This window comes from Helicobacter bilis, assembly GCF_900198365.1.
Lineage (GTDB): Bacteria > Campylobacterota > Campylobacteria > Campylobacterales > Helicobacteraceae > Helicobacter_A > Helicobacter_A bilis_B.
Window position 1 is genome coordinate 1 of sequence record NZ_FZMS01000044.1, and the last position, 21,134, is coordinate 21,134.

General features: G+C 35.3%; 10 protein-coding genes and 5 pseudogenes. 9 read left to right on the forward strand and 6 right to left on the reverse strand.

Features of this window, described 5'->3' with window-relative positions; translation table 11 throughout:
* The 3 genes and pseudogenes from C6H08_RS06690 to C6H08_RS06700 all read left to right on the forward strand — a co-directional run.
* Positions 1-427, forward strand: a pseudogene (locus C6H08_RS06690) (hypothetical protein); the annotation flags it as partial.
* A 95-nt stretch (positions 428-522) separates the two neighbouring features.
* A pseudogene (locus C6H08_RS06695) lies at positions 523-787 on the forward strand (glycosyltransferase family 2 protein); the annotation flags it as partial.
* 1,395 nt (positions 788-2,182) lie between these two features.
* Positions 2,183-3,241 (forward strand): alpha/beta fold hydrolase, encoded by a 1,059-nt coding sequence (locus C6H08_RS06700; RefSeq protein ID WP_034565158.1) that lies wholly within the window; start codon positions 2,183-2,185, stop codon positions 3,239-3,241.
* Positions 3,242-3,593: 352 nt separating this feature from the next.
* Here the strand turns inward: C6H08_RS06700 and uvrC are convergent, their stop codons facing one another.
* A complete protein-coding gene (uvrC, locus tag C6H08_RS06705; RefSeq protein WP_034579198.1) occupies positions 3,594-5,285 on the reverse strand; it encodes an excinuclease ABC subunit UvrC in 1,692 nt (563 codons plus the stop codon).
* 496 nt (positions 5,286-5,781) lie between these two features.
* Here uvrC and C6H08_RS06710 point away from each other — a divergent pair, with 496 nt between their 5' ends.
* Positions 5,782-6,921 (forward strand): ABC transporter permease, encoded by a 1,140-nt coding sequence (locus C6H08_RS06710; protein WP_034579200.1) that lies wholly within the window; start codon positions 5,782-5,784, stop codon positions 6,919-6,921.
* Here the strand turns inward: C6H08_RS06710 and C6H08_RS06715 are convergent.
* The 5 genes from C6H08_RS06715 to C6H08_RS06735 all read right to left on the reverse strand — a co-directional run bounded on the left by C6H08_RS06715 (position 6,918) and on the right by C6H08_RS06735 (position 13,642).
* Positions 6,918-7,700 (reverse strand): sulfite exporter TauE/SafE family protein, encoded by a 783-nt coding sequence (locus C6H08_RS06715; protein ID WP_233708519.1) that lies wholly within the window; start codon positions 7,698-7,700, stop codon positions 6,918-6,920. The genes C6H08_RS06710 and C6H08_RS06715 overlap by 4 nt on opposite strands.
* A 660-nt stretch (positions 7,701-8,360) precedes the next feature.
* On the reverse strand, positions 8,361-10,199 hold the full coding sequence (locus C6H08_RS11500; RefSeq protein ID WP_199773193.1) for a radical SAM protein: 1,839 nt from the start codon (positions 10,197-10,199) through the stop codon (positions 8,361-8,363).
* Positions 10,190-11,362, reverse strand: coding sequence for a polysaccharide pyruvyl transferase family protein (locus C6H08_RS06725; RefSeq protein WP_034579205.1), 1,173 nt, complete (start codon positions 11,360-11,362; stop codon positions 10,190-10,192). The genes C6H08_RS11500 and C6H08_RS06725 overlap by 10 nt, the downstream gene beginning before the upstream one ends.
* Positions 11,363-11,459: 97 nt before the next feature.
* Positions 11,460-12,407, reverse strand: a complete 948-nt coding sequence (locus tag C6H08_RS06730; RefSeq protein WP_034579208.1) for a hypothetical protein — start codon at positions 12,405-12,407, stop codon at positions 11,460-11,462.
* Positions 12,404-13,642, reverse strand: coding sequence for an exo-alpha-sialidase (locus C6H08_RS06735; RefSeq protein ID WP_034563492.1), 1,239 nt, complete (start codon positions 13,640-13,642; stop codon positions 12,404-12,406). The genes C6H08_RS06730 and C6H08_RS06735 overlap by 4 nt, the downstream gene beginning before the upstream one ends.
* Positions 13,643-14,318: 676 nt before the next feature.
* Here C6H08_RS06735 and aspA point away from each other — a divergent pair.
* From aspA to C6H08_RS06755, 5 genes and pseudogenes are all read left to right on the forward strand, one after another.
* The gene (aspA, locus tag C6H08_RS06740; protein WP_034563490.1) at positions 14,319-15,758 is read left to right on the forward strand and encodes an aspartate ammonia-lyase; all 1,440 of its coding nucleotides are present in this window, start codon (positions 14,319-14,321) and stop codon (positions 15,756-15,758) included.
* A gap of 312 nt (positions 15,759-16,070) precedes the next feature.
* Positions 16,071-16,835, forward strand: a pseudogene (locus C6H08_RS12440) (anaerobic C4-dicarboxylate transporter family protein); the annotation flags it as partial.
* A gap of 402 nt (positions 16,836-17,237) precedes the next feature.
* Positions 17,238-17,813: pseudogene (locus C6H08_RS12445) on the forward strand (anaerobic C4-dicarboxylate transporter family protein); the annotation flags it as partial.
* A 156-nt stretch (positions 17,814-17,969) separates the two neighbouring features.
* Positions 17,970-18,539, forward strand: a complete 570-nt coding sequence (ruvA, locus tag C6H08_RS06750; protein WP_034563485.1) for a Holliday junction branch migration protein RuvA — start codon at positions 17,970-17,972, stop codon at positions 18,537-18,539.
* A 151-nt stretch (positions 18,540-18,690) separates the two neighbouring features.
* Positions 18,691-21,134, forward strand: a pseudogene (locus tag C6H08_RS06755) (autotransporter domain-containing protein); the annotation flags it as partial.

Consider the following 21,134-nt stretch of genomic DNA (forward strand, 5'->3'; position numbering starts at 1 on the left):
CACTCGTTTTGATTCTAAAAATCCTCATATAGTTCCGCATTGCAAACATATTTATCAAGCCTTCAATAATGCAAGATTAGCTAAACAATATCATATTGCTAGTAGCTGGTTTCTCATGCTTTTAGAATTAATTCAGTTTTTAAAAGATCATCCAAACAAAGATAATGAAACAATAGAACAACTCTTTTTTCCATATTATATACAACATAGCCTAAAACTTTTTGATTTTAAGCATGACCCCCTAAATCTCATTCCCAAGCTACAAGCGATAGAACCTTATCTCAAAAAAGGTTTTAAATATCGCCATAAACTCCGTATCACAAATCCAAAGAAATATAAGCTATTAGGGCCATTATTTTCAATCTATGATTCTATAAAAAGTATTGAGAGGGGTATAAGAAAATATGTGGGAAAAAATAAGCGATAAAAGAATGTCAGATGAGTCAAAACAAATACATATTAACACAAAATCTCTTATAATTTCTGTTGATGGATGCCACTCACACCAAAAAGGAAACCACCATGCAAAACAAAAAAGTAGGCGTTGTAATACCAATCTATAATGTAGCAGAGTATCTAAGAGAATGTCTAGATTCCGTAATAAATCAAACATACAAGAATCTAAGCATTGTTTTAGTTAATGATGGCAGCACAGATAATAATGAAAGTCTAAATATAGCAAAAGAATATGTAGCAAAAGATTCTAGATTTATACTTATAGATAAAGAAAATGGTGGGCTATCTAGTGCTAGAAATGTAGGTATTGCATGGTTTAGTGAAAAGTATAAAGCAAAACTAGATTCTAGTATAAATTTAGAATCTAACATCGCGCCTACGACAGACTCTGAATGTCAAGATAAAGCAAAGCAAAATTCTAATAGGTGTCATGTTGAATGTAGAGAAATATTTAACATAGATTCTAAGCAAGGGCTAGATTCCAATTCAAACTCCACAGTCCATACAAACATAGAAGGGAATCTAGATTCTAGCGTTATTCAACGAAATTGTATTACTATAAATCACATGAATAAGAATGTAGGGGGGGGGGTAACACTCTATTCCTATGACATTACAAATGAAAACCCATATAACATTTATAAAATCTATACTGCTAGCACTCATGCAACACAACATACAGAATCCATACACAATACAAGCATTACCCATACAATAAACACCACAAACAATCATAACTCCACACTCCAACCACAAAAAATAGATTATATTATCTTTTTAGATTCTGATGACTACTGGAAACCTTATTGCATAGAAGAGTGTATAAAGCATTCAGATGGTGTAGATATTGTGTGGTTTGATTTTTTGCCGTTTTATGAGAATGACAGCAATAAGGAGTGGGGAGCAACCATGCAGGAGTGTTTTAAGTTTCAAGAAGATGTAAAACTAAGTGGTCACGAATGGTTAGATTGTTGTATAGAGAAAAAAATTAATAGCTTTTATTTTGCATGGTCTGGCTTAATTGATTTTGCATTTCTTAAGAACATAAGATTATATTTTCTTAAGGGTGTGATACATGAAGACCATAATTTTGGTTGCCTATTGTTTCTACAAAGCGAAAATATTTATGTGTTAAAAGACAAGTTATACCTATATAGGATTAGAGAAAATAGTATTACAAATGCCGATCCAAACCTACCCGTCCCACATTACGCAAAACATATTTATGAAGCCTTTAGCGATAAAGAAATGGCAAGACAATACCACAAAAAAGGCAGTATGCTGCTCATGTTTTTTGAGTTTGTTGAGTTTTTAGACAAAAAGCCATGTAATGAGTTGCGTATAAGGGAGAATTTTCTGCCATTTTATGCTTCATATTGTGAATCTTTAGTTGCTTTTTCGCACGATCCCCTTGATATTATTACTAAAATGGGTGCGATAGAGCCATACCTTAAAAAAAAATTTAAGTATCGTCATAAACTCCGCATCACAAATCCAGCAAAATATAATAGACTAAAACCCTTGTTTAATATTTATGATTCTATAAAAGGTATTGAAAGGACTATAAGAAAGGTTTTTAAAAAGGAGAAAGACCAAAACATTTCATAATGATAGGATATCTCACAAAGCAAATTAAAAAACAAGCAACTTCTCATTCAATCTTTAGAATCTCTTAGTAAGATTCTGTTCTAAAATAACAAAAATGCGATTAAACTAAGGAATCTACATGGAAACAAAAGACAATATCCCACAAAATATCAATATAGAAAAAGATTTATGCTTTACTTCACAAAGTGATAATTTAAATATTTACTATGATATTTATCTCCCACAAGAAACACAGCAAAGTCAAGCACAACAGAATCTACATGCGACAAAGCCTACTATTATACAAATCGCACATGGTATGGTAGAGCATAAAGAGCGTTATATCTGGCTTTGCAGTCAGTTAGCACGACATGGCTATATTGTGGCAATCAGCGATCATAGAGGGCATGGCAAAAGCATTTCTTCTACGCATGTTTGGGGGGAGATGGGTGGCACTGAAGCGACAAATGATAAAGATGGATTCCATAAGGCAATAGATGATTTATATAGCCTTACGCAAATGCTTCGCGCTAGGTTTCCACAACATCGCTTTATTTTGCTTGGGCATAGTATGGGGTCATTGCTTGCACGAGGTTATCTTAAAAAGCATGGTGAGGTGTTAGATGGGCTTATTCTCTCTGGCTCACCTGCGTATAATCCATTGCTTAAAACAGGCATTAGCATGGCGTCATTTTTACGCCTCATTGGTGCAAAAGAATGGGGTAAAAACTTTATTAATAGTCTTTCATTTGGTGGATTCAATAGACCTTTTGCGAAAAAGGATAGCAATGCAAAATATAGCACAAGTGAGTTTGCATGGCTAAGTAGGGATATAGAGAGTGTTAAGGCGTATCGCTCCGATGCGGCGTGTCAGTTTGTGTTTTCGCTTGATAGCTTTATCGCACTTTTTAAAGGGACATTATGGCTGCAAGAAGTGCTTTGCGAAAAGAGTGCGTTAAATAGTAAGGATTTGCCAAAACCACCTATTTATGTCATCAGTGGGGCAAGTGATTCATGCGGTGATTTTGGTAAGGGTGTGCAGAAAATGGCACAACTTTTAAAGGATTCTGGCTTTGAAGTTACACTAAAGCTATACAAGGAAGCACGACATGAGATTTTCCAAGAAATCAATAAGGAAGAAGTGCTACATGATATGCTTGAGTGGCTATATAATCTAGCGGATATGAAGAGAGATTAACTATTTAGAATCTAAATAGCACAAAATGAGATTCTAAATTTTTATAAAATTAATCTTTTAATATGATTTTGTAAAATTAAGAATCCAACTTTAAATAAAGCATTATGTGTGTTAATGTTTTGCAAATAGAATGTGAGTTTTATAGAAGCAAGGATTCTATACTACAAAAAATGAATTACAATATAGATTCTACGCTTTTTTGTGTGTTTTATGTTTAAATAAGTAGGTTATATGATAGGGAGAAATTAGCTTCTAAAACGATTCTTTGCTGTTGCACAACATAGCAATTACTGGATTATAATGACTTTTTATGTTGAAACAATTTAAAAGACAAAATTGCAACATCTAGAATCTACCCCTTTCTAATATCCCTAACCTTTTTATTACGATGAAAGGTAATGGCAAATCTATGTGCTTCATCGCGTAGCTTTTGTAGGAATTGTAAGCGAGGGTCATTTGCCTGTAATCTAAACTCTACATGCTTTGAGCGGACAATATCTTTTGCATGTCCTTTTGCACGATAGGCTTTAGAATCTCTTTTTTCCTTAGCAATAGCTAATACACTCACTCTAGCTCCACTTGATTCTAGAATCTCTAAGGCTAGATTAATCTGTGCTAATCCACCATCAAGCAGCCATAGGCTTGGGGCTGGATTCTCATCAAAGCTTTTAGCGCGTCTTGTTAGCATTTCTCTCATTTGTGAATATTCATCTTTACCACTTAGATTATAATGTCTGTATCCGGGCTTATAAAAATCATAATCTACATAGCTTACCATGCCCCCTACGATAAAACTGCTACTATGATGGCTTGTATCAAAGACTTCAATGCTTGTAATCTCATGGTCTAGTGAAAAAAGCTCTTTAATCTCTCGCAACACCTGCTCTTGCTTTGCATATAGATTTGTCTTATGTGTGAGTATATGCAGGGCATTTGTGCGTGCAAGTGTAGCTAGGCGGAGTTTTTCACCTTTTTGCGGGGCAAATAGCTTATTAGCAAACTCTGGTATAGAATCTTTTAGCATTTGCAAACTCTCTGTGCTAATATCAGCAAGGATAATGTCATCACAAAGTGTGCCTTCTTTTAGAATCTTTAGTAAAGCTTGAGTGTAAATCTCACATGCCAACTCTTCTCTTATTAACTCTTTTTGCGATGGGTTTTCTGCGTCATCTGTCATATTTGGCTTTACAAACTGGTGATGTGTGCTTACTACCTTACCATCTCTTACAAATAGCTTAAATAATATCGCATTACTGCCTTGCAGCACAAAACTATATACATCAGCATTATAAAGCTTTTTCATATCCACCGCACAAAACTTTGTAGTCTCTTGCAAGACTTCAATGCAATCTTTACATATCTTTGCTTGTTCAAAAAGCTCTTTTTCTGCAAATGAAAGCATGCTAGATTCTAGAATCTTTTGCATTTTACTTGTATTTTTCATAAGTGTTATGGCTTGTTGTATATATGAGTCATACTCTGCTTTTGTGTTAGAATCTTTTATGCTGCATACGCCAAGGCATTTGCCTATTTGATAATAAAGGCATGGCTTTTTGCCTTTAAGACAACTTGCCTGTTGGACTATGGGGAAAAGCTCATAAAGGCTTTGCAATATCTCTTTTGCCCCCTTTGGATATGGACCAAAATAGAGTGTATCTTTATGCTTTATAATACGCCTTGTGATGCTAAATCTAGGGTAGCAGTCATTGAGATTAATCGTAATATAGGGATATGTTTTATCATCGCGTAAGAGAATGTTGTATTTTGGATTCTGTGATTTTATGAATGAGTTTTCAAGGATAAGGGCTTCATGCTCATTTGCTACAATGATTGTATGAATGCTTACTATTTGTGCGACCATGTGCTGGATTCTAAGGCTATTTTTTGGATTTGGACTGCATTCTTTTGTAAAGTAGCTTTTCACTCTTTTTTTAAGATTCTTTGCTTTGCCCACATAGAGTAATTTATCATCTTTATCATAGTATTGATAGATTCCTGGTTCATTTGGAATCTTTTGTAGTTGTGAATGCAGGGTATTATCCATAGAGTTCCTTTGTGTGCTTACTTCTTTGGTTGTATCTGTAATGGAGATAAAATTAGAAACTTATATTGTAGCATTTTAATGCATATTCGTAGAGAGTTTAAAATTCATGTCTTTGCTTGTTGCATGTTATTATTAGCGATTGTGTATTTACGCTATCGCCTTATCTTGTTTTTTGCGAAAAGTGTGTGGGGTTGTTTTAACTTGCAAAATACTTGTTCTGCTTTCCTTATTTTAATACAATGGATACATTAAACCTATAAATACCAGCATTTAAAAAGATTTGTTATAATCCACCGTCCTTTAAACCTGTATTGCTTGGGAACACTACAGGTTGGCACAACGGCATATAAAGCATAGGGTAATTTTGGATTTTTGTTATTTTAAGGTTAAACAAAATATTCTTACTTAAAATCCATGCTCCATACGAAAGCCGTAGTTTTAGGCGTAACCACAAAAGGTATTCAAAGGATATTACAAAAGAATTAAAGGCAGAAAAATGACTTTTTTAGAGGTGATTGGTAAAGAATTAAAGGCAGTATTTAGCAATATCACGATTGTTTTTGTGGTATTTGTGGGATCTTTGCTTTATGTATTCTTGTATCCTACACCCTATTATGCTGATGTGGTGCGTAAGCAAAAGATTGTAGTCCTTGATTTAGATAATACAAAGCTTTCAAAAGATTTCATTTTCCTTGTAAATGCAAGCGAGAATTTACAAGTAGAACATGTCGTGTATTCTTTAAAAGCGGCAAAAGACATGCTTGAGAGAAGTGAAGTCTATGGGCAGTTAAGTATCCCCAAAGGTTTTGAATCTAATATGTATAAAGGTGTGCCAACTACACTTTTATATCGTGCGAATGCGTCCTATTTTTTGATATATGGCACGATTATTGAGGGCTTAAATGAAGTGGGAAATTACTGGAGTAATGAGATTAAACTCAAAGCAAAAGCCCTAAAGGGTGAAATCAATATTGGCGACGATACGACACTTGTAAGATTTGATTCCTTACCGCTTTTTAATCCTTCAGTAGGCTATATCAACTACGCTTTAGCGGCTATCTTGGTATTTATCCTACATCAAACGCTTATCGCTGGGATTATGATACAAGGGGCAAGTCAAAATAAAGCCCATGAAAATCACGAGAAACACTACTTTAACACCGCACCTTTAAGCTATGTTTTATGGGCTAGAATCTTTGTGTTTAGCGGTATTTATGTCGTGCTGTTTTTGCTTTATTTTGGTGTGTTTTTTAAGATTTATGGAATCCATACGACTGCAAATCCTTTTGATTTTTGGTTTTTTGGATTAATGTTTATTGCGAGTTGTGCGGCATTTGGCATGTTTCTTAGCACTTTTATAAGCGATAGTGCCTTGCCAACACAGATTATACTCATATCATCACTGCCGCTTGTGTTTATGATGGGCTTTATCTATCCTGTTATGCTATTGCCGCAAGTCTTACAATGGCTTGTGAATCTTATCCCCGCATATCATGGTATTAATGGCTTTATACGGCTAAATCAAATGGGCGATAGTTTGCATAATATCATGCCAAATTTCTATGCCCTAGCTTTAATCTTTTGTGTATGCTTTGTGTTAAGTTATGTGAGACTTAAGAAGAAGTTTAAGCGTTAATTGTTTGTTTTGTGATGTGAATGGCTATTAGAATCCATATCTGGCATTTGTGTGTCATGATGCTTTTCATGCGACATGTTATTATGATTTTCATGGTGCATAGGATTATGCCCTTGCAGTAGTTGCACACCTTTATAGACATTACTAAAAGCAAAATAGCTCATAATCACAAATGCAATATACAAAAACACACGCCGCATTGTAGAATGGAAAAGTTGTTGGCTAAAAAATCCAACGAGAAATAAGGGCAAAAAAGTCCCAAGAGAAAAGATAAACATGCTAAGCATAGCATGCCATACACTTAGAGAATCTGCGGCTTTAATAGCAAACATATACACAAGATGGCAGGGCAGTAAGCCATTTAAGATTCCAATGATAAAAAATCCTGCAATACTTTTTGATTGCAGGGCATTGTGAAAAGCCTTTTTATACCATGCGTAATTGCCACTAGGGGTTACATTCCCAAGCATTTTGGGATAGAAAGTGATAATAAGGGCGGTGATAAATAGCAAAATCCCAAGCACAATAAAAATAATCGCCTTTGCAGTTTGACTGAATCCAAAGCTTTTTCCAATAAACACAAAGCACAAGCCAATCAGCATATAACTACACATTCGCCCAAAAAAGTAGAGTATATTTGCAAGGGCTTGTAGTATCTTTGAGCTATCAAATTGCCGCATATTTAGCCCCACGACAATCCCACCACACATACCAACACAATGAGAAAGAGAGGCAAAAAAAGCTGCACTAAGCAATAAAAGATAATCATGAAAATTCATTTATTTCCTTTTGCAAAATGGATTCTAAAGCTAAATTTAAAAGATAGATTCTAAAAATTATTTGACATTATAGCAAAATTCCATTTTGCCTTTAGAAATAGCTTGTTTGTTGAGTTTAACTTGGGATTAAAATTTAATAAGCAGAACTTAAATAATCACAAAGGGTTAAGATGTGGGGTAAGAAATGTATATATAAATGTAACTCATAAGCAATGTGGTGAGACAACCTATCCAAAGTAAAGGAGTTGAAAACTGCTAAAGGTTAGAACTTACATACTAAAGCCAAAGGTTCTTGTAAAAGGTGTAATATAGGTTGCCTCACTACATTGCTTTTAGAATCTTTTATGATAAATAAATTTGTATCACACTATATAATACTAAATTTAAGCTCGAAACCTCGCCGTCGGCATTATATCAAAAAAAAAAAAACAAATCAAGGGAAAACTACAAATTGTAACATATTGCTTAATGTTTTGTATATCCATGATGTTTTCATAACTGCTTGTGTTATTTGTTAAGAGATTTCAATAGTAGAAGCGACATGCTATTTGATAGAAAATACAATCATGGCCACCCTCTATCAAATAAGTTAAAAGAAGAATTGAAGTTGAAATATATTTGCTATGGTTTTATCACGCTATATTCAGTAGGCTTGTAAAATCACCCTCTTGTAAAATCACTCTGGCGTGTCAAAAGCGTTTTGCTAAAATTTCTTATATGCCCCTTTAATCTTTTATGCAGTGAATCTTTTGTGTTGTTTTCATGGAGTTTATGTGAAATAAATGCTTTCATATATGGATTGAGCCACTCTCTGCCATCTTTTTGCACTCGATTACGCATAAGGGCATAGGTTGGTGTCTCTAGTGTCGGAATAGCACCCAAAGTGAGAAAAGCATGTCCATTATAGCAATGTGGCTCTTCACACTTTACACCAACACAGGGGAGATTTAGGGCAGAAGTTGTATCACTAAAAATATTTTGAGATTTATTGCTTGAGTAACATTGTCTCATCACACCATTTCCCATATTGACAGTATATGACCATTTACCCGCATGGCAATATTCCCTGCGTTTTTGCAAAAATATTGAGAATTTAAATCTAAAAAGTTCAGAATCAAAGCTTGACCAAATCTTTTCATATTCTTCTTTTGTATATTTGGTTAAAATAGCCTTATTATTAGTTTCATCTCTTGCTATAGTTATATGCGGTAATGCTCCAAAAGTGTTAAGTGAAAAATCCTTGATTTCATCAATATATTCTATCAACTCATCATGTGGTGTAATCTCCACACTAAAAGAGCAACCAACATCTTGCATAAGCTTTACATTATTAGCAAAAGTCATAAGCTTTTTTGTCCTTTTCAGCTCTAAATAATGGAAAGAAAACTTAAAGGCAAGTCGATAAAGCAAATCTTTTTGCAATGTAGCAAGTTTTTTATATCGACTTGTTAATGTGCCATTTGTTACAACCCATACATAATGCCCCTCGTTTAATATTGCCTGTATTATATCAATGATATGCGGATGCAAAAGAGTTTCACCACCGCCACACATATTAAAGAGACATGTCCCACCTAAACGCTCTTTACTTAAGGCTTTTGCAATGTGTTCTGGGCTATACTCAAATTTAGGCGGCTTATTAAACCAAAGATTTTGCTGTGTGATATAGCAATATTGACATTTGAGATTACAAGAAGTAATAGGAATATAAGCATCAAAAAATGTTTTTATAGAATCTGTTGTAAAGCTTTTTAGCTCCATATCATGTAGGGCTTCTGGGAAGTTTGGTGTATGCGTAGTTTGCGTTTGAGTGTAAATGTCGTGTAAAAATTGTTGCGTTTGTTTGTCTAGCAAAGTGCATTCATGTGTATATAGAATAAGGTGTCTAGCGAGATTTTCTTTTTCTATATCTTTCTTTTCTAAAGATTCTATACGCGTAAAACTTTTGTAAAAAGAAATGCCTGTGTCTATGTCTTTATAACTTTGATTCTTATTGATGAAATGGATTTGATTGGAATCTAAATAATAGCTTTTATTTTCTCTATTGACTGCCATATCTCGTGTTAAGAAACCAGAAATGCCAAACTTCCCTAAAGATTCTAAAGCTGTTTTTGACCCCGAAAAACAATGAAGCCTAAGTGCTAAACATACTTCTTTGTGTCCTGTTATACGCTTTATTTCTTGCAAAAAGATTCTATAATCTTTTTCAATATTTTCTGTTTCTGTATTATATCTGCTACTCTCATTCTTCCCATGAAAACCAAATTTTAACCAATGCTTATTTTCTAAAAACTCTTTTACATACTTATTTGTAGTCTTTTGCAAACTAAAATTATTATATTCAATAAAACAAAAAAGGCTTATGCAAGCATTATACTTCTTATGTAGTTCTTTTAGAAAAGAAAAATATGGGGATTGAAAAAGGTTTGCGTAGCTATGAGTTGTTATATCTTTAAACATATCCATACAATCATCAACGGAAAAATGAATTATATACATGAAATCTCTCCTTCTTTATAAAACTGATTAAAGTTTTTGTAAAAAACATTTGCAAGTTCTATAGTATCCTCACATGATTCTATATTTAAAAATTGCATAATTTTTGATTGTATTGCATGTATATCATCGCTTGGATTTACCTTATAAATCCATGTTAGCTCTTGTAGCCACTCATATCCATACGAAATTTTATGATCAAGTGAAGGGAACACAATGCAAGGGGTTTTTGTAATGTATGAGAAAAGCATACCATGGAATCTATCTGTAATGCAAAGCCTACATGAAGCAAAGTTATTTAACATTTGCTGCACTACAAAATGCCTTGTATGCTGTGTAATATTGTTATTCTCAATACATGTATCAATTTCATCGTAAGCAAAATTGCTATTATTGCAATATGCCTTTATGTCATCTATCATGTCGTTATCCAACACTTTCTCTTTGTCGCTGCGGAAAACAAGCATAATATCTTTGCTTCTTTGTGTTTGTGTAAATAAAGAAGAGTGCCTAGCAAGACAACAAGCAACATCTGGAATAAGCACAATATTATTGTGTGTGAAATGCTTTTTAGCTATCTCATAACTTTTAGAATCTCTTGTCATAATGCTTAGACTTTTATGTGCGTTGTAATATGCTTTAGAGTTTAGAATCTCTTGTTTGCCATCACAATCATCAGTAAAACTAACAGAAACAGGAAATATAATAATGCGATTATACGGGAACTCACTCAAAAGCTTTCTTCTAGCTTCCTCTATATCCATCCATAAATTTCCCATATTCCCGCCACCTTGTAGGAAAATTATATCCTGTGGGGCAATAAATCTTGCTATCAAATCACCACATAAAACAATATCATTTAAACTATATTCAATAATCGCCATGTTTGGAAAATAGGATTCTAAAAATACTTTTGTCCCAAGTGTAATTGCTTGATCGCCTATATTGCCATATTCTGGAGTTTGCAATAAAAATGCCTTTGGTTTGTCTTTGTATAGCGTTATATCCGCTAGAATGGCATTTGCTCTTTTTTGTGTTTCACTTGCTATAGAATCTAGATTGCTTAGATTGCCCAAATGACATAATACATTTCTCATTGCATGGCGGGTTTTCTTGCCCGGTATCCACCATGCCAATTGTCTCACATCGCTATAATATTGCTCCATAGTGTCCGCACCTTATATGTATGTTATATTGCAATGCGGCGACTCTACAAAAAAAAACAAATAGTCAATAAAAAGGAAACAAAAAAATTAACTAGATTTATATGCAGTTATCATGTATTTTGATGGATACAAACCTATAGAATCTAAGTAAGATTCTATAAACAATATAAAAAATAGAATATAGCCATAGATAAGGGCAGATGAAGCATTCTAATAGACTAGTATTTTCGCCACTCAATATGCAAAATAAAATGAATGAAAAAAGGGCTAAGATTCCAATCTCTTTATTGCTTATGTAAAGTAGCACAAGTAACACAAAGCTAATTAGGGCTTGATTAAGCAGTGTTGCGTGATATATGTCAAATGCTTGTGTGCTGAATGTGTTTATATTAAGTGGATTAAATGCGTGTGTGTCAAAGTCTTGCAAATGAGATGATTGAATAGCCAATTCTTGCAAGTAAAAATCTATCATGCCAAGAGAGCCACCATATAAAATAGCACCATATATAAAAAGTATAAGGGCAGTGTAGATATTAAATCCTATATTAGAAGATTCTATGCAATGCTTGTGTGAATAGAATGTGGCTTTTTTAGATTCTGTATTAGATATTTTGCTACGCTCAATATGACAAGTGGTTGTTTTAGAATCTAGTTTTGTGCCATATTGAGCCTTTGAAAAAGGGGAAATATCTCTTTTAGATTCCATGTTAGAAGTTTCCCTTTCGCTTGGTTCAAGCTCAACATGCCAAGTATTAGATTTTAGAATCCGGTTTTTATTATTTCGCACCCTAAAATCTACAAGTCTCAAACACGCAGCACAAATAAGTATCATAACAAAAAAGCTTGGTGAATCAAAATATGAATATATATGCTTTACAATGCCAACATTTTCTATTATAGGTAAAAAGCATATAAGACTTAAAAGACTAAATACAATAAGGACTTTACGACTAAAAGAAGTCTTAGAATCTTTTAGACTCAATCTACACGCACCATTTGAGAGTAGCAATAAGACCCCAAGCATACAAATACTTGTAACTATCATTTGCCCCCCTTTATCTGTTGTATAGAATCTTTTCTCATAGATTCTATCTTTTCTAGTATTGCGTTAATATTTAGTGCGGTATGCTTGATTGTCTTTCGATTATAAGTATAGGTAATATGCAAGAGATTATTATCGAGTATTGCCGCAGGATAGCTAACTTCGCCGCCCTTTTTAGCTGTGTCAATAGTATCAATATAGGCAAATTGCCCCTTTATCTTATCCGCTAAATAATAAAGGCTAAGGCTTTGTCTATCGCCCCTTTTTGTATCGCCCTGCCATATAGGATTATGTTTGCCATCATTTGTTATCAGCACGACTTCATCGCCAAGATTTACAAGCAGTATCGAGCTATCATAGTTTTTCATATTGCTTGTTTCTATGTTATGCCAAGTTTTAGCGTAATTCTCACAAGTTTGATAGTAGGTATTTGTATTGTAGCGATTATTTGTGCGATAAAATGCGGCACATTCGCTATCATTTAGGGCGATAATGCTAGGTTGTAGTTGTGCTTTTAGATGATTGATAGCCTTTGTGGTTAGCATATTGCCATTTTCATCAAAGAATGCAATAAGCGGGAATTTATGCCACATTTCATGTGAGAAAGCAAGGATAAATCCACCATTTTCAAGCGGCAGGGCTGGTGTGCGGACAAGATGAGAGTAGTTACCAAAAGGGTTTAAATGCAGCTCTCGCACATAATGGATTGTAGCTAAATCATCGCTAAAATAAAACTGATATATCCTAGAAGTAGCCCACCCACCAAGGCTAACCCCAACGACAAACAAATGTACTCTATCTTTAGAATCTTTAAATACGATAGGATTGCCTAGCTTTTTTACATATCTCCCACTAAGGCTTGTAAGTCTCTCTGGCGTAAGTAGCACTAAAGGCTCACTCCATTTAGAATCTAATGTCTTTGTGTCTAAAAAGCTTTGATAGATTTTCACATCAAATGCCCCCTCTCTAGTCCCTGCATAAAAAAGCGCCATAAGCTTAGAATCTTTTGCTACTATCGCACTTGCATGTGCGCTTAATTCTTTGTTTGGCAATAGCGATTGTGTAGCAATAAAGGGCAGGTTTTTATCCGGTGTGTTATGTGTAGCTTGTGTGACCTTAGTTTGTGTAATAAAGAAAGGGGAATATATCTCATGCTTGATATTATTATGCTTTATAAAAGAGCATAGCATAATAATAGCAGCACAACAAAAAGCATAAAAGTTTAGAATCTTTAGCACTTAAAGCCCTTTTATTTATTTTGTTTGGTATTTTAGCATTTTTTGGGTGTTTATTTGAGTGTTTTAATATGCAACACACTAAGAAGTAGCAAGATTTTGTAAAAGGATAGAATCTATGAAGAGTTTTATTGCTTTTGTTTGTGTTTTTTTCAGCGAGAGATTTTAAGCCTCTCTTGCAAATTTTTTACGAATATGGAAATAAACAATTATTAACAATGAGAATATGATAGATACAATAAAAATACTGCAACAATCTAAAGAAAATAAATTACACAAAGATTCATAAAGAAATGCAACAAGCTATAAAACGGCCAATCGCATTGAAAATTATTAGGATTTTATTGCACGACATACATGCAAATCGGGGAAAAGTTGAAGCATAAAAATAGCTAAATTACATTTTATTTGTAGAAGCACCATAAATTCATATTTTCATACATTTTGCACACATTCAAAAAGCAATACTGAAATTTAGGTTGCATGGCAACTAAAAGTTTTGCTTTGTTAAAAATTATTTCAAATGAGATTCTAAAACAGAGAATCTATTACATAAAACACAGATTATTGCACCTTAATGGCTTAAATATTGCTAAAAGCATAGATACTTGTTACTTTTTTTGCTATAATCCGCTGAAGCAGTAGCAATTATTGCGAAATTCATTTTTTGGAGTTTATTATGGGAAAACGCGTAGAACACGATTTTATAGGCGAACTAGAAATTGCTGATGATGTGTATTATGGAGTGCAAACTTTTAGAGCTTTGCAAAACTTCAACATTACAGGTGATAAACTCAGTGGCTATCCAAGCTTTATTAAGGCTTTTGCTCAAGTGAAAAAGGCAGCGGCTCTAGCAAATAATGAGCTAAAACTACTAGATAGCACAAAAAAAGATGCCATTTGTAAGGCTTGTGATAGGCTTATCGCTGGGGAATTACGCGATCAATTTGTCGTAGATATGATTCAAGGCGGGGCTGGAACTAGCACAAATATGAATACAAATGAAGTGGTAGCAAACCTTGCTTTAGAGATTATGGGGCATAAAAAGGGCGATTATCAGCACTGCCACCCAAACGACCACGTGAATCTCTCTCAATCTACAAACGACTCTTACCCAACAGCTATCCATGTAGCCCTTTATGATGAGTTATCCGCCCTTGCTAAAGATATGGAAGTGCTTAAAAAATCATTTGAAAATAAGTCAAAAGAGTTTAAAGATGTGCTAAAAATGGGACGCACACAACTCCAAGACGCTGTGCCTATGACTTTGGGGCAAGAGTTTCACACTTTTGCGGTGATGATGGGCGAAGATATTGCTAGAGTGCTAGAGGCAAGAAGCCTTGTAACAGAAATCAATATGGGCGGCACAGCAATCGGCACGGGGATAAACTCTCACCCAGACTATCCAAAAATTGTGCAAAAACACCTTTGCGAAGTTACAGGACACCCTTTCAAAACCGCTGATGATTTGATTGAAGCGACACAAGATACGGGTGCTTATGTGCAAGTAAGTGGTGTGCTAAAAAGAGTAGCGGTAAAACTCTCTAAAGTATGCAATGACTTGCGACTACTAAGCTCTGGACCAAGAGCTGGGCTAAATGAGATAAATCTCCCTAAAATGCAGCCCGGAAGCTCTATAATGCCCGGAAAAGTTAATCCTGTGATTCCAGAAGTGGTAAATCAGGTGTGCTATGCAGTTATCGGTAATGATGTAACTGTGAGCTTTGCGAGTGAAGGCGGACAATTGCAACTCAATGTATTTGAGCCAGTGATTGCTTATGGACTCTTTAACTCTATCTCTATGATGAGAAACGCAATGCTTACCCTTGCAAGTAAATGCGTAGATGGAATCACAGCAAATGAAAAGGTGTGTAGCGACTTTGTGTATAACAGCATAGGTATCGTTACTGCGTTAAACCCATATATCGGTTATGAAAACTCTGCGTCTGTCGCTAAAGAATCTTTGCAAACAGGTAAGCCGGTGAAAGAAATCGCATTAGAAAGAAAGCTTTTAAGCAAAGAGCAGTTAGATGAGATTTTCCAACCGCAAAATATGCTAAACCCTCATATGAGTGCGGAAGATAAAGCGAAGTTTCAAAAAAATTCGCCATTTGCGTAAGTAACTTGAGTTAGGTTTAGTGTTTATAGAATCTGGATTCTATAAACCACAATTCCTTTAAAAATAGATTGTGAGTTGGCTACGCTTAAGGCACATCCTTAAGCGTGTTAAAATAAAATCGCGTGAAACGCAAACCTATAAAGCGTTATCGGGTGGGGGATTTTTAAGGAGGAGGGGTGATTTCGCAATTCAAACCCCTCCCCCTTAAAGAAAAAAATAAAAAACTAAGTTTTATTTTTTTACACCCTAAACCCTGCACCCACTCATAAAGTCTGGATTCTAAGGTTTTTCAATACAAAACAAAGGATTACAATGGAAATGTTAGTGCTTATACTTCAAGTCGCCGTGCTGCTTGGAGCTATTTTTATCGGTATTCGGCTTGGCGGTATGGCGATAGGCTACGCTGGTGGCTTTGGTGTCGTTGTGCTTTGTCTCTTTTTGGGTATGAAGCCCGGAGCTATTCCTTGGGATGTTATCCTTATCATTATGTCAGTTATTGCGGCGATTGCGGCAATGCAGCTTGCTGGTGGGCTAGACTATATGGTGCAAGTAGCTGAAAAGATTCTAAGAAAGAATCCAAAATACATTAACTACCTTGCCCCAACGGTTACTTACTTTTTGACATTTTTAGCAGGGACTGGGCATACTGCCTTTTCTATGATACCTGTGATTGTGGAAGTGGCAAAAGAGCAAAATATTAAGCCCTCCGCCCCTCTTTCAATCGCTGTTGTTTCTAGTCAAATCGCCATTACCGCAAGTCCTGTGAGTGCGGCGGTGGTGTATATGACGGGTGTGCTAGAGCCGCTTGGCTGGAGCTATCCTACTTTGCTTTTAGTGTGGCTTATCACAACCTTTAGTGCGTGTATGCTGACTGCCTTTGTGGTGAGTAAGTTTTTCCCACTTGATTTGAGTAAAGACCCTGTGTATCAAGAGCGACTAAAAGCTGGACTTGTGAAATCCGCAAATGGTGCGGCACACATTGAGCTAAAAAAGGGAGCAAAGCTAAGTGTTGGGATCTTCCTTGCGGGTGTGCTTTGCGTGGTGATTTATGCCACTTCAATATCTGATGTCGTGCGTAAGCCTATGCTAGAATCTGTAAGCAAAAATATCCCGGTTTATGTGGATAAAGAGCTAGATTCTATAAAGAATGAAGCGACTTCACTTTTAGCAATAAAAGATAGTGAGCAATTAAAACTAGAAAAACAAAACCTTAGCACACCGCTAGAATCTTTGAAAAAAGCTTATATAGATTCTATCCCTGCCATTAAGGCAAATCCAAATGATATAGAAAATCTTCAAAATGCCTTTGCCACCGCAAAAAACGAGATAAATTCTATTGCTAAAAATGAGCAGAATGAAAAAGCCCTTGAACTAATAGAATCTAAGCTAGATTCTATGGCAGGGGAGCTAGATTCTATCCTGCCAGACTTCGCACAAAAAGATGGAATGTTAGCAAACTTATCAGCAATGGTAAAAAGCTACATTGACCCCGTGCGATTGCCACGCGATGGGGCGATTATGAGCTTTATGCTGATGATTGCGACTTTGATTGTGATTTTCTGCAAGGTAGAAACCGGCAAATTGCTTGATGCAAGCACATTTAAAGCTGGAATGACGGCTTGTGTGTGCGTTTTAGGTGTGGCTTGGCTTGGCAATACTTTTGTTGATGGCTACAAAGCAGAGATTGGCGATTTAGCCGGCAAACTTGTGGGCGATTATCCCGCACTTTTGGCAGTAGCCCTTTTCTTTGCGAGTATGTTGCTTTACTCACAAGCGGCTACGGCTAAGGCGATTATGCCAGTTGTGATTGCTGCACTTGGCATTAGTGCTACAAATGTAGATTCTGCGTATATTTTGGTAGCAAGTTTTGCGGCTGTGTCGGCATTATTTGTGCTTCCTACATATCCTACGCTACTTGGAGCGGTGCAAATGGACGACACCGGCTCTACACGCATTGGCAAATTTGTTTTCAATCATAGCTTCATACTGCCGGGTATTATAGCGGTTGTGTTTGCGGTGGCTTTGGGCTTTGTTGTTGCACCAATGTTTGCTTAAAACACCCATTTAATTTAAAGTTTTGGGCTTATTGCGAGATGAGCCTAGCTTAAAAATAGAATCTATTGTTGCGATTCTAAAATACAAAATCTTGTATAAATACGCTTGATTTTATCGCCTACATGTAATGTGAGACATAATGGCTAAGGATACATAATGATTGTAAGGTTAAAGGGAAATATAGAAAAGCTTTTGCCAACAGGTGTAGAGCTAGAAGTCTCTGGCGTTACTTATATGGTTGAGATTTCACTACTTACAAGTGCTGCTTTACAGAATAAAACACATGTAACACTTGAGATTGCTGAGATTATCCGCGAAGATTCCCATTTGTTGTATGGATTTGAGACACGCAGAGAGCGAGAGGTATTTTTGCAACTCTTAAAGGTCAATGGTGTAGGCGCAAAAATTGCTTTAATGATTCTATCAAGCTATTCTGTGGAGCAGTTTCTTGCTATCGTGCGGACAAACAACCTTGCTGCATTAAAGAGTGTAAAGGGCATTGGTGCAAAGGTTGCTGGAAAAATCATGCTTGAATTAGCTGGATATACTCAAAGTATACAAACCCCAAATAATGTAAATGTGCAATTAGCCCATGAAGCTTTAGTCGCACTAGGCTTTAAAGATACGCAAATCACACAAGCCCTGCAAGGATTAAGCAATGAGATATTGCAAATGCCACCAAATGATATGGTAAAAGCCATATTGCAAACATTGGGTAAAAGCTAGATTCTATATACATATTTTAATGTTTCAATGATTTGTAACTATTACCTACTTTTTATAAAATTTGCTTGAATTTGTTTTTTTTTTTTTGTTAAAATCACATGAGTATTTTTATTTGCTATTGCAAATATTTATCTTTTTTGGAGTGAGTGTAATGAGTGGTAAAAATTGGGGAATGAAATTAAAGGGCAAAGCTTTTATATTAAGTGGTATTTTGCTAAAACGAGTGCAGACAAAACACTTATATGCGTCTGTATTTGGAACTACGCTATTGCTGTGTAATGTAGGGTATGGCAAGGAGCAAAGGTTGGGAGCCGGAGGACAACGTTCTTGGACTGCTGCTTGTGATTGGTTTTGGTGTCATCTCGGTGGGGGTGCAACTTCAGACACATTGCATATTGCTAATGGGAATCAAAGTGGTAGTTTCACCTTTACAAGTATTGATTTGAGGACAAATAACTTTGGTGGCAGCGTAGATCTTAATATAAAATCAGAAAAACCTTGGGAAGGCAAAATTACAATACACGATATTTATACTTCCCATACAGGTGTAGTAGGCTTTAATGGAAATGTCAATATTAATGTAGATACAAAAATTGGTGGTCTAGCACATAACAATAAAGGCGGTGGCACTAGACTGAATGTTGTTGTTGGTGCAGATAATGGTGCTTATAAAAAAAATTTACATATAGACAGAGTGTCTTTTAATCAAAATGGGCTTGCTGGTTCTCAAGGGGTAATAAATCTATATGCAAACAATATCAATATAGGCAAGGCAGCTGGTAGATTATCGCAGGTTTTAAATGTCAATGCGGACGGCAGTATCGTTGCAGATGATGTGTATTTTGATGGTATTGGTGGGGTTGGTGGCTTTGCTGTGATTCCAAAAAGTGAGATAAAATTTAATGCAAAAGAAGGTGGTTTTATCTCACAAAGTATTAAAGGCATGGGACATTCTAATATCTTTGTTAATACAAAAAAAGATATAGTGGTAGGGAATGTCGGCTTTGCCGTTGATATTTGTATCACTCAAGCTTGTGCGGGTTGGATAGAGCTAAATAGTAAAGAGGGTGATGTTATCGTAAAAAGTGTAACTGGTGGCACAGCGAATGAAAGCGGTATTGGCTCATTTAATACACTTCAAATCAAAGGCAATAACTTCTATGCTGGTAAAGTAGAGGCAATCTCGTTAGTTACTTCGCTGAATAATAGCTATCTTGACTTGACAGGTGTAAAAAACACTACTTTCATTGATGATTTGCAATTTAGAAATGGCACACTCAAAGCAAAAAACTTCCATTTCAATAACTTCACTGTATGGAAAGCAAATGCAAATCGTGTGGGTTTTGAGCATCCAACTGATGGCAGTGCATATACAACCGTGAGTGAAAATATCGGTAAAAGCTTCATCAATAATCTGTCAATGGAAATAGGCACAAGTCATACAGCAGATTCTGCGGCTTTGTGGTTTAAAGGTGGCGGTGATATCCTAAATATCAACTTCGTTGCTGCAAGACCTACAAGCTATATAAACTTTGGGGATATTAAACAAGTAAATATCAACGAACTGAGTGCAATGGAAGCTGATATTTATATGAAAACAGGGATTTTTAACACCATTACAAACAAAAAAGGACAGACAATCATCACAAATGGTGCTTCAAAAATTGTAGCAAATGCCTTGAATGTAAATGAACTTTTACATATAAAAGATTCGAGTAAGCATAGTGGTGTGATGAATATTGAATTAAATGGCAATGAAGAGGTGAAACAAGACTTTGACAAATATCTCAAAGTAAGTGCAGATTCCAAAGACTTAAAAAATATGAGTGCTGATGAGATTAAAAAGCTTATAGAATCAAGTAAAAGTCAAAATAATAACACTAGTGGCACAAATACAGCAGACTATCAAAATGCAAGTGGTACATATGTAACTACAAGTGATGGTAAGCACTATCTCATCTTACCAGATATTATGACAAATGAGAATATTACAAATAGCACAGGACAAGTTGCAAATGGTGGTAATATCTTAATAGAGCAAACAACCCTTACAAAAGGTGCATTGAATAATTATGGAAAGATTCTAATCGATGATGGCTTTGTAGGTGGAGATAAACCAACCCTCTATCTTAAAGGTAATCTCAATAATTATAATGCAATAGATATAGGTGCAAATGGAACTATATCTGTTAGTGGGACATTTAACAATCAAGGAAGACTTATTTTTAGAATCCAATCTGATCCAAGTAATGCTACCACTGAAGTAAAAAATGGCAGTATGATTATAAGCGGTAATACAACATTTGATATATCACCTGGCACAGCAGGGGCCTTTCAAGCAGATATAGCAGATGCTGCTACATTGGCAAATCTAGGTAATAGCAGCAATAATGGTAAGCAATATAATCTAGTTACAGTAAATAATGGTGGTTCTATAAATTATACTTACACATATGGTGATTATACAACAACCTTTAGTAAAAATAACGGGAGTGCAAGTATTAGTACAACACATAAAGATGGCAACAGCGGTTGCAAGAACAATAACTGCCAAACCAATACTAGCAACGGAGGCACACAACAAGAAACCGACTT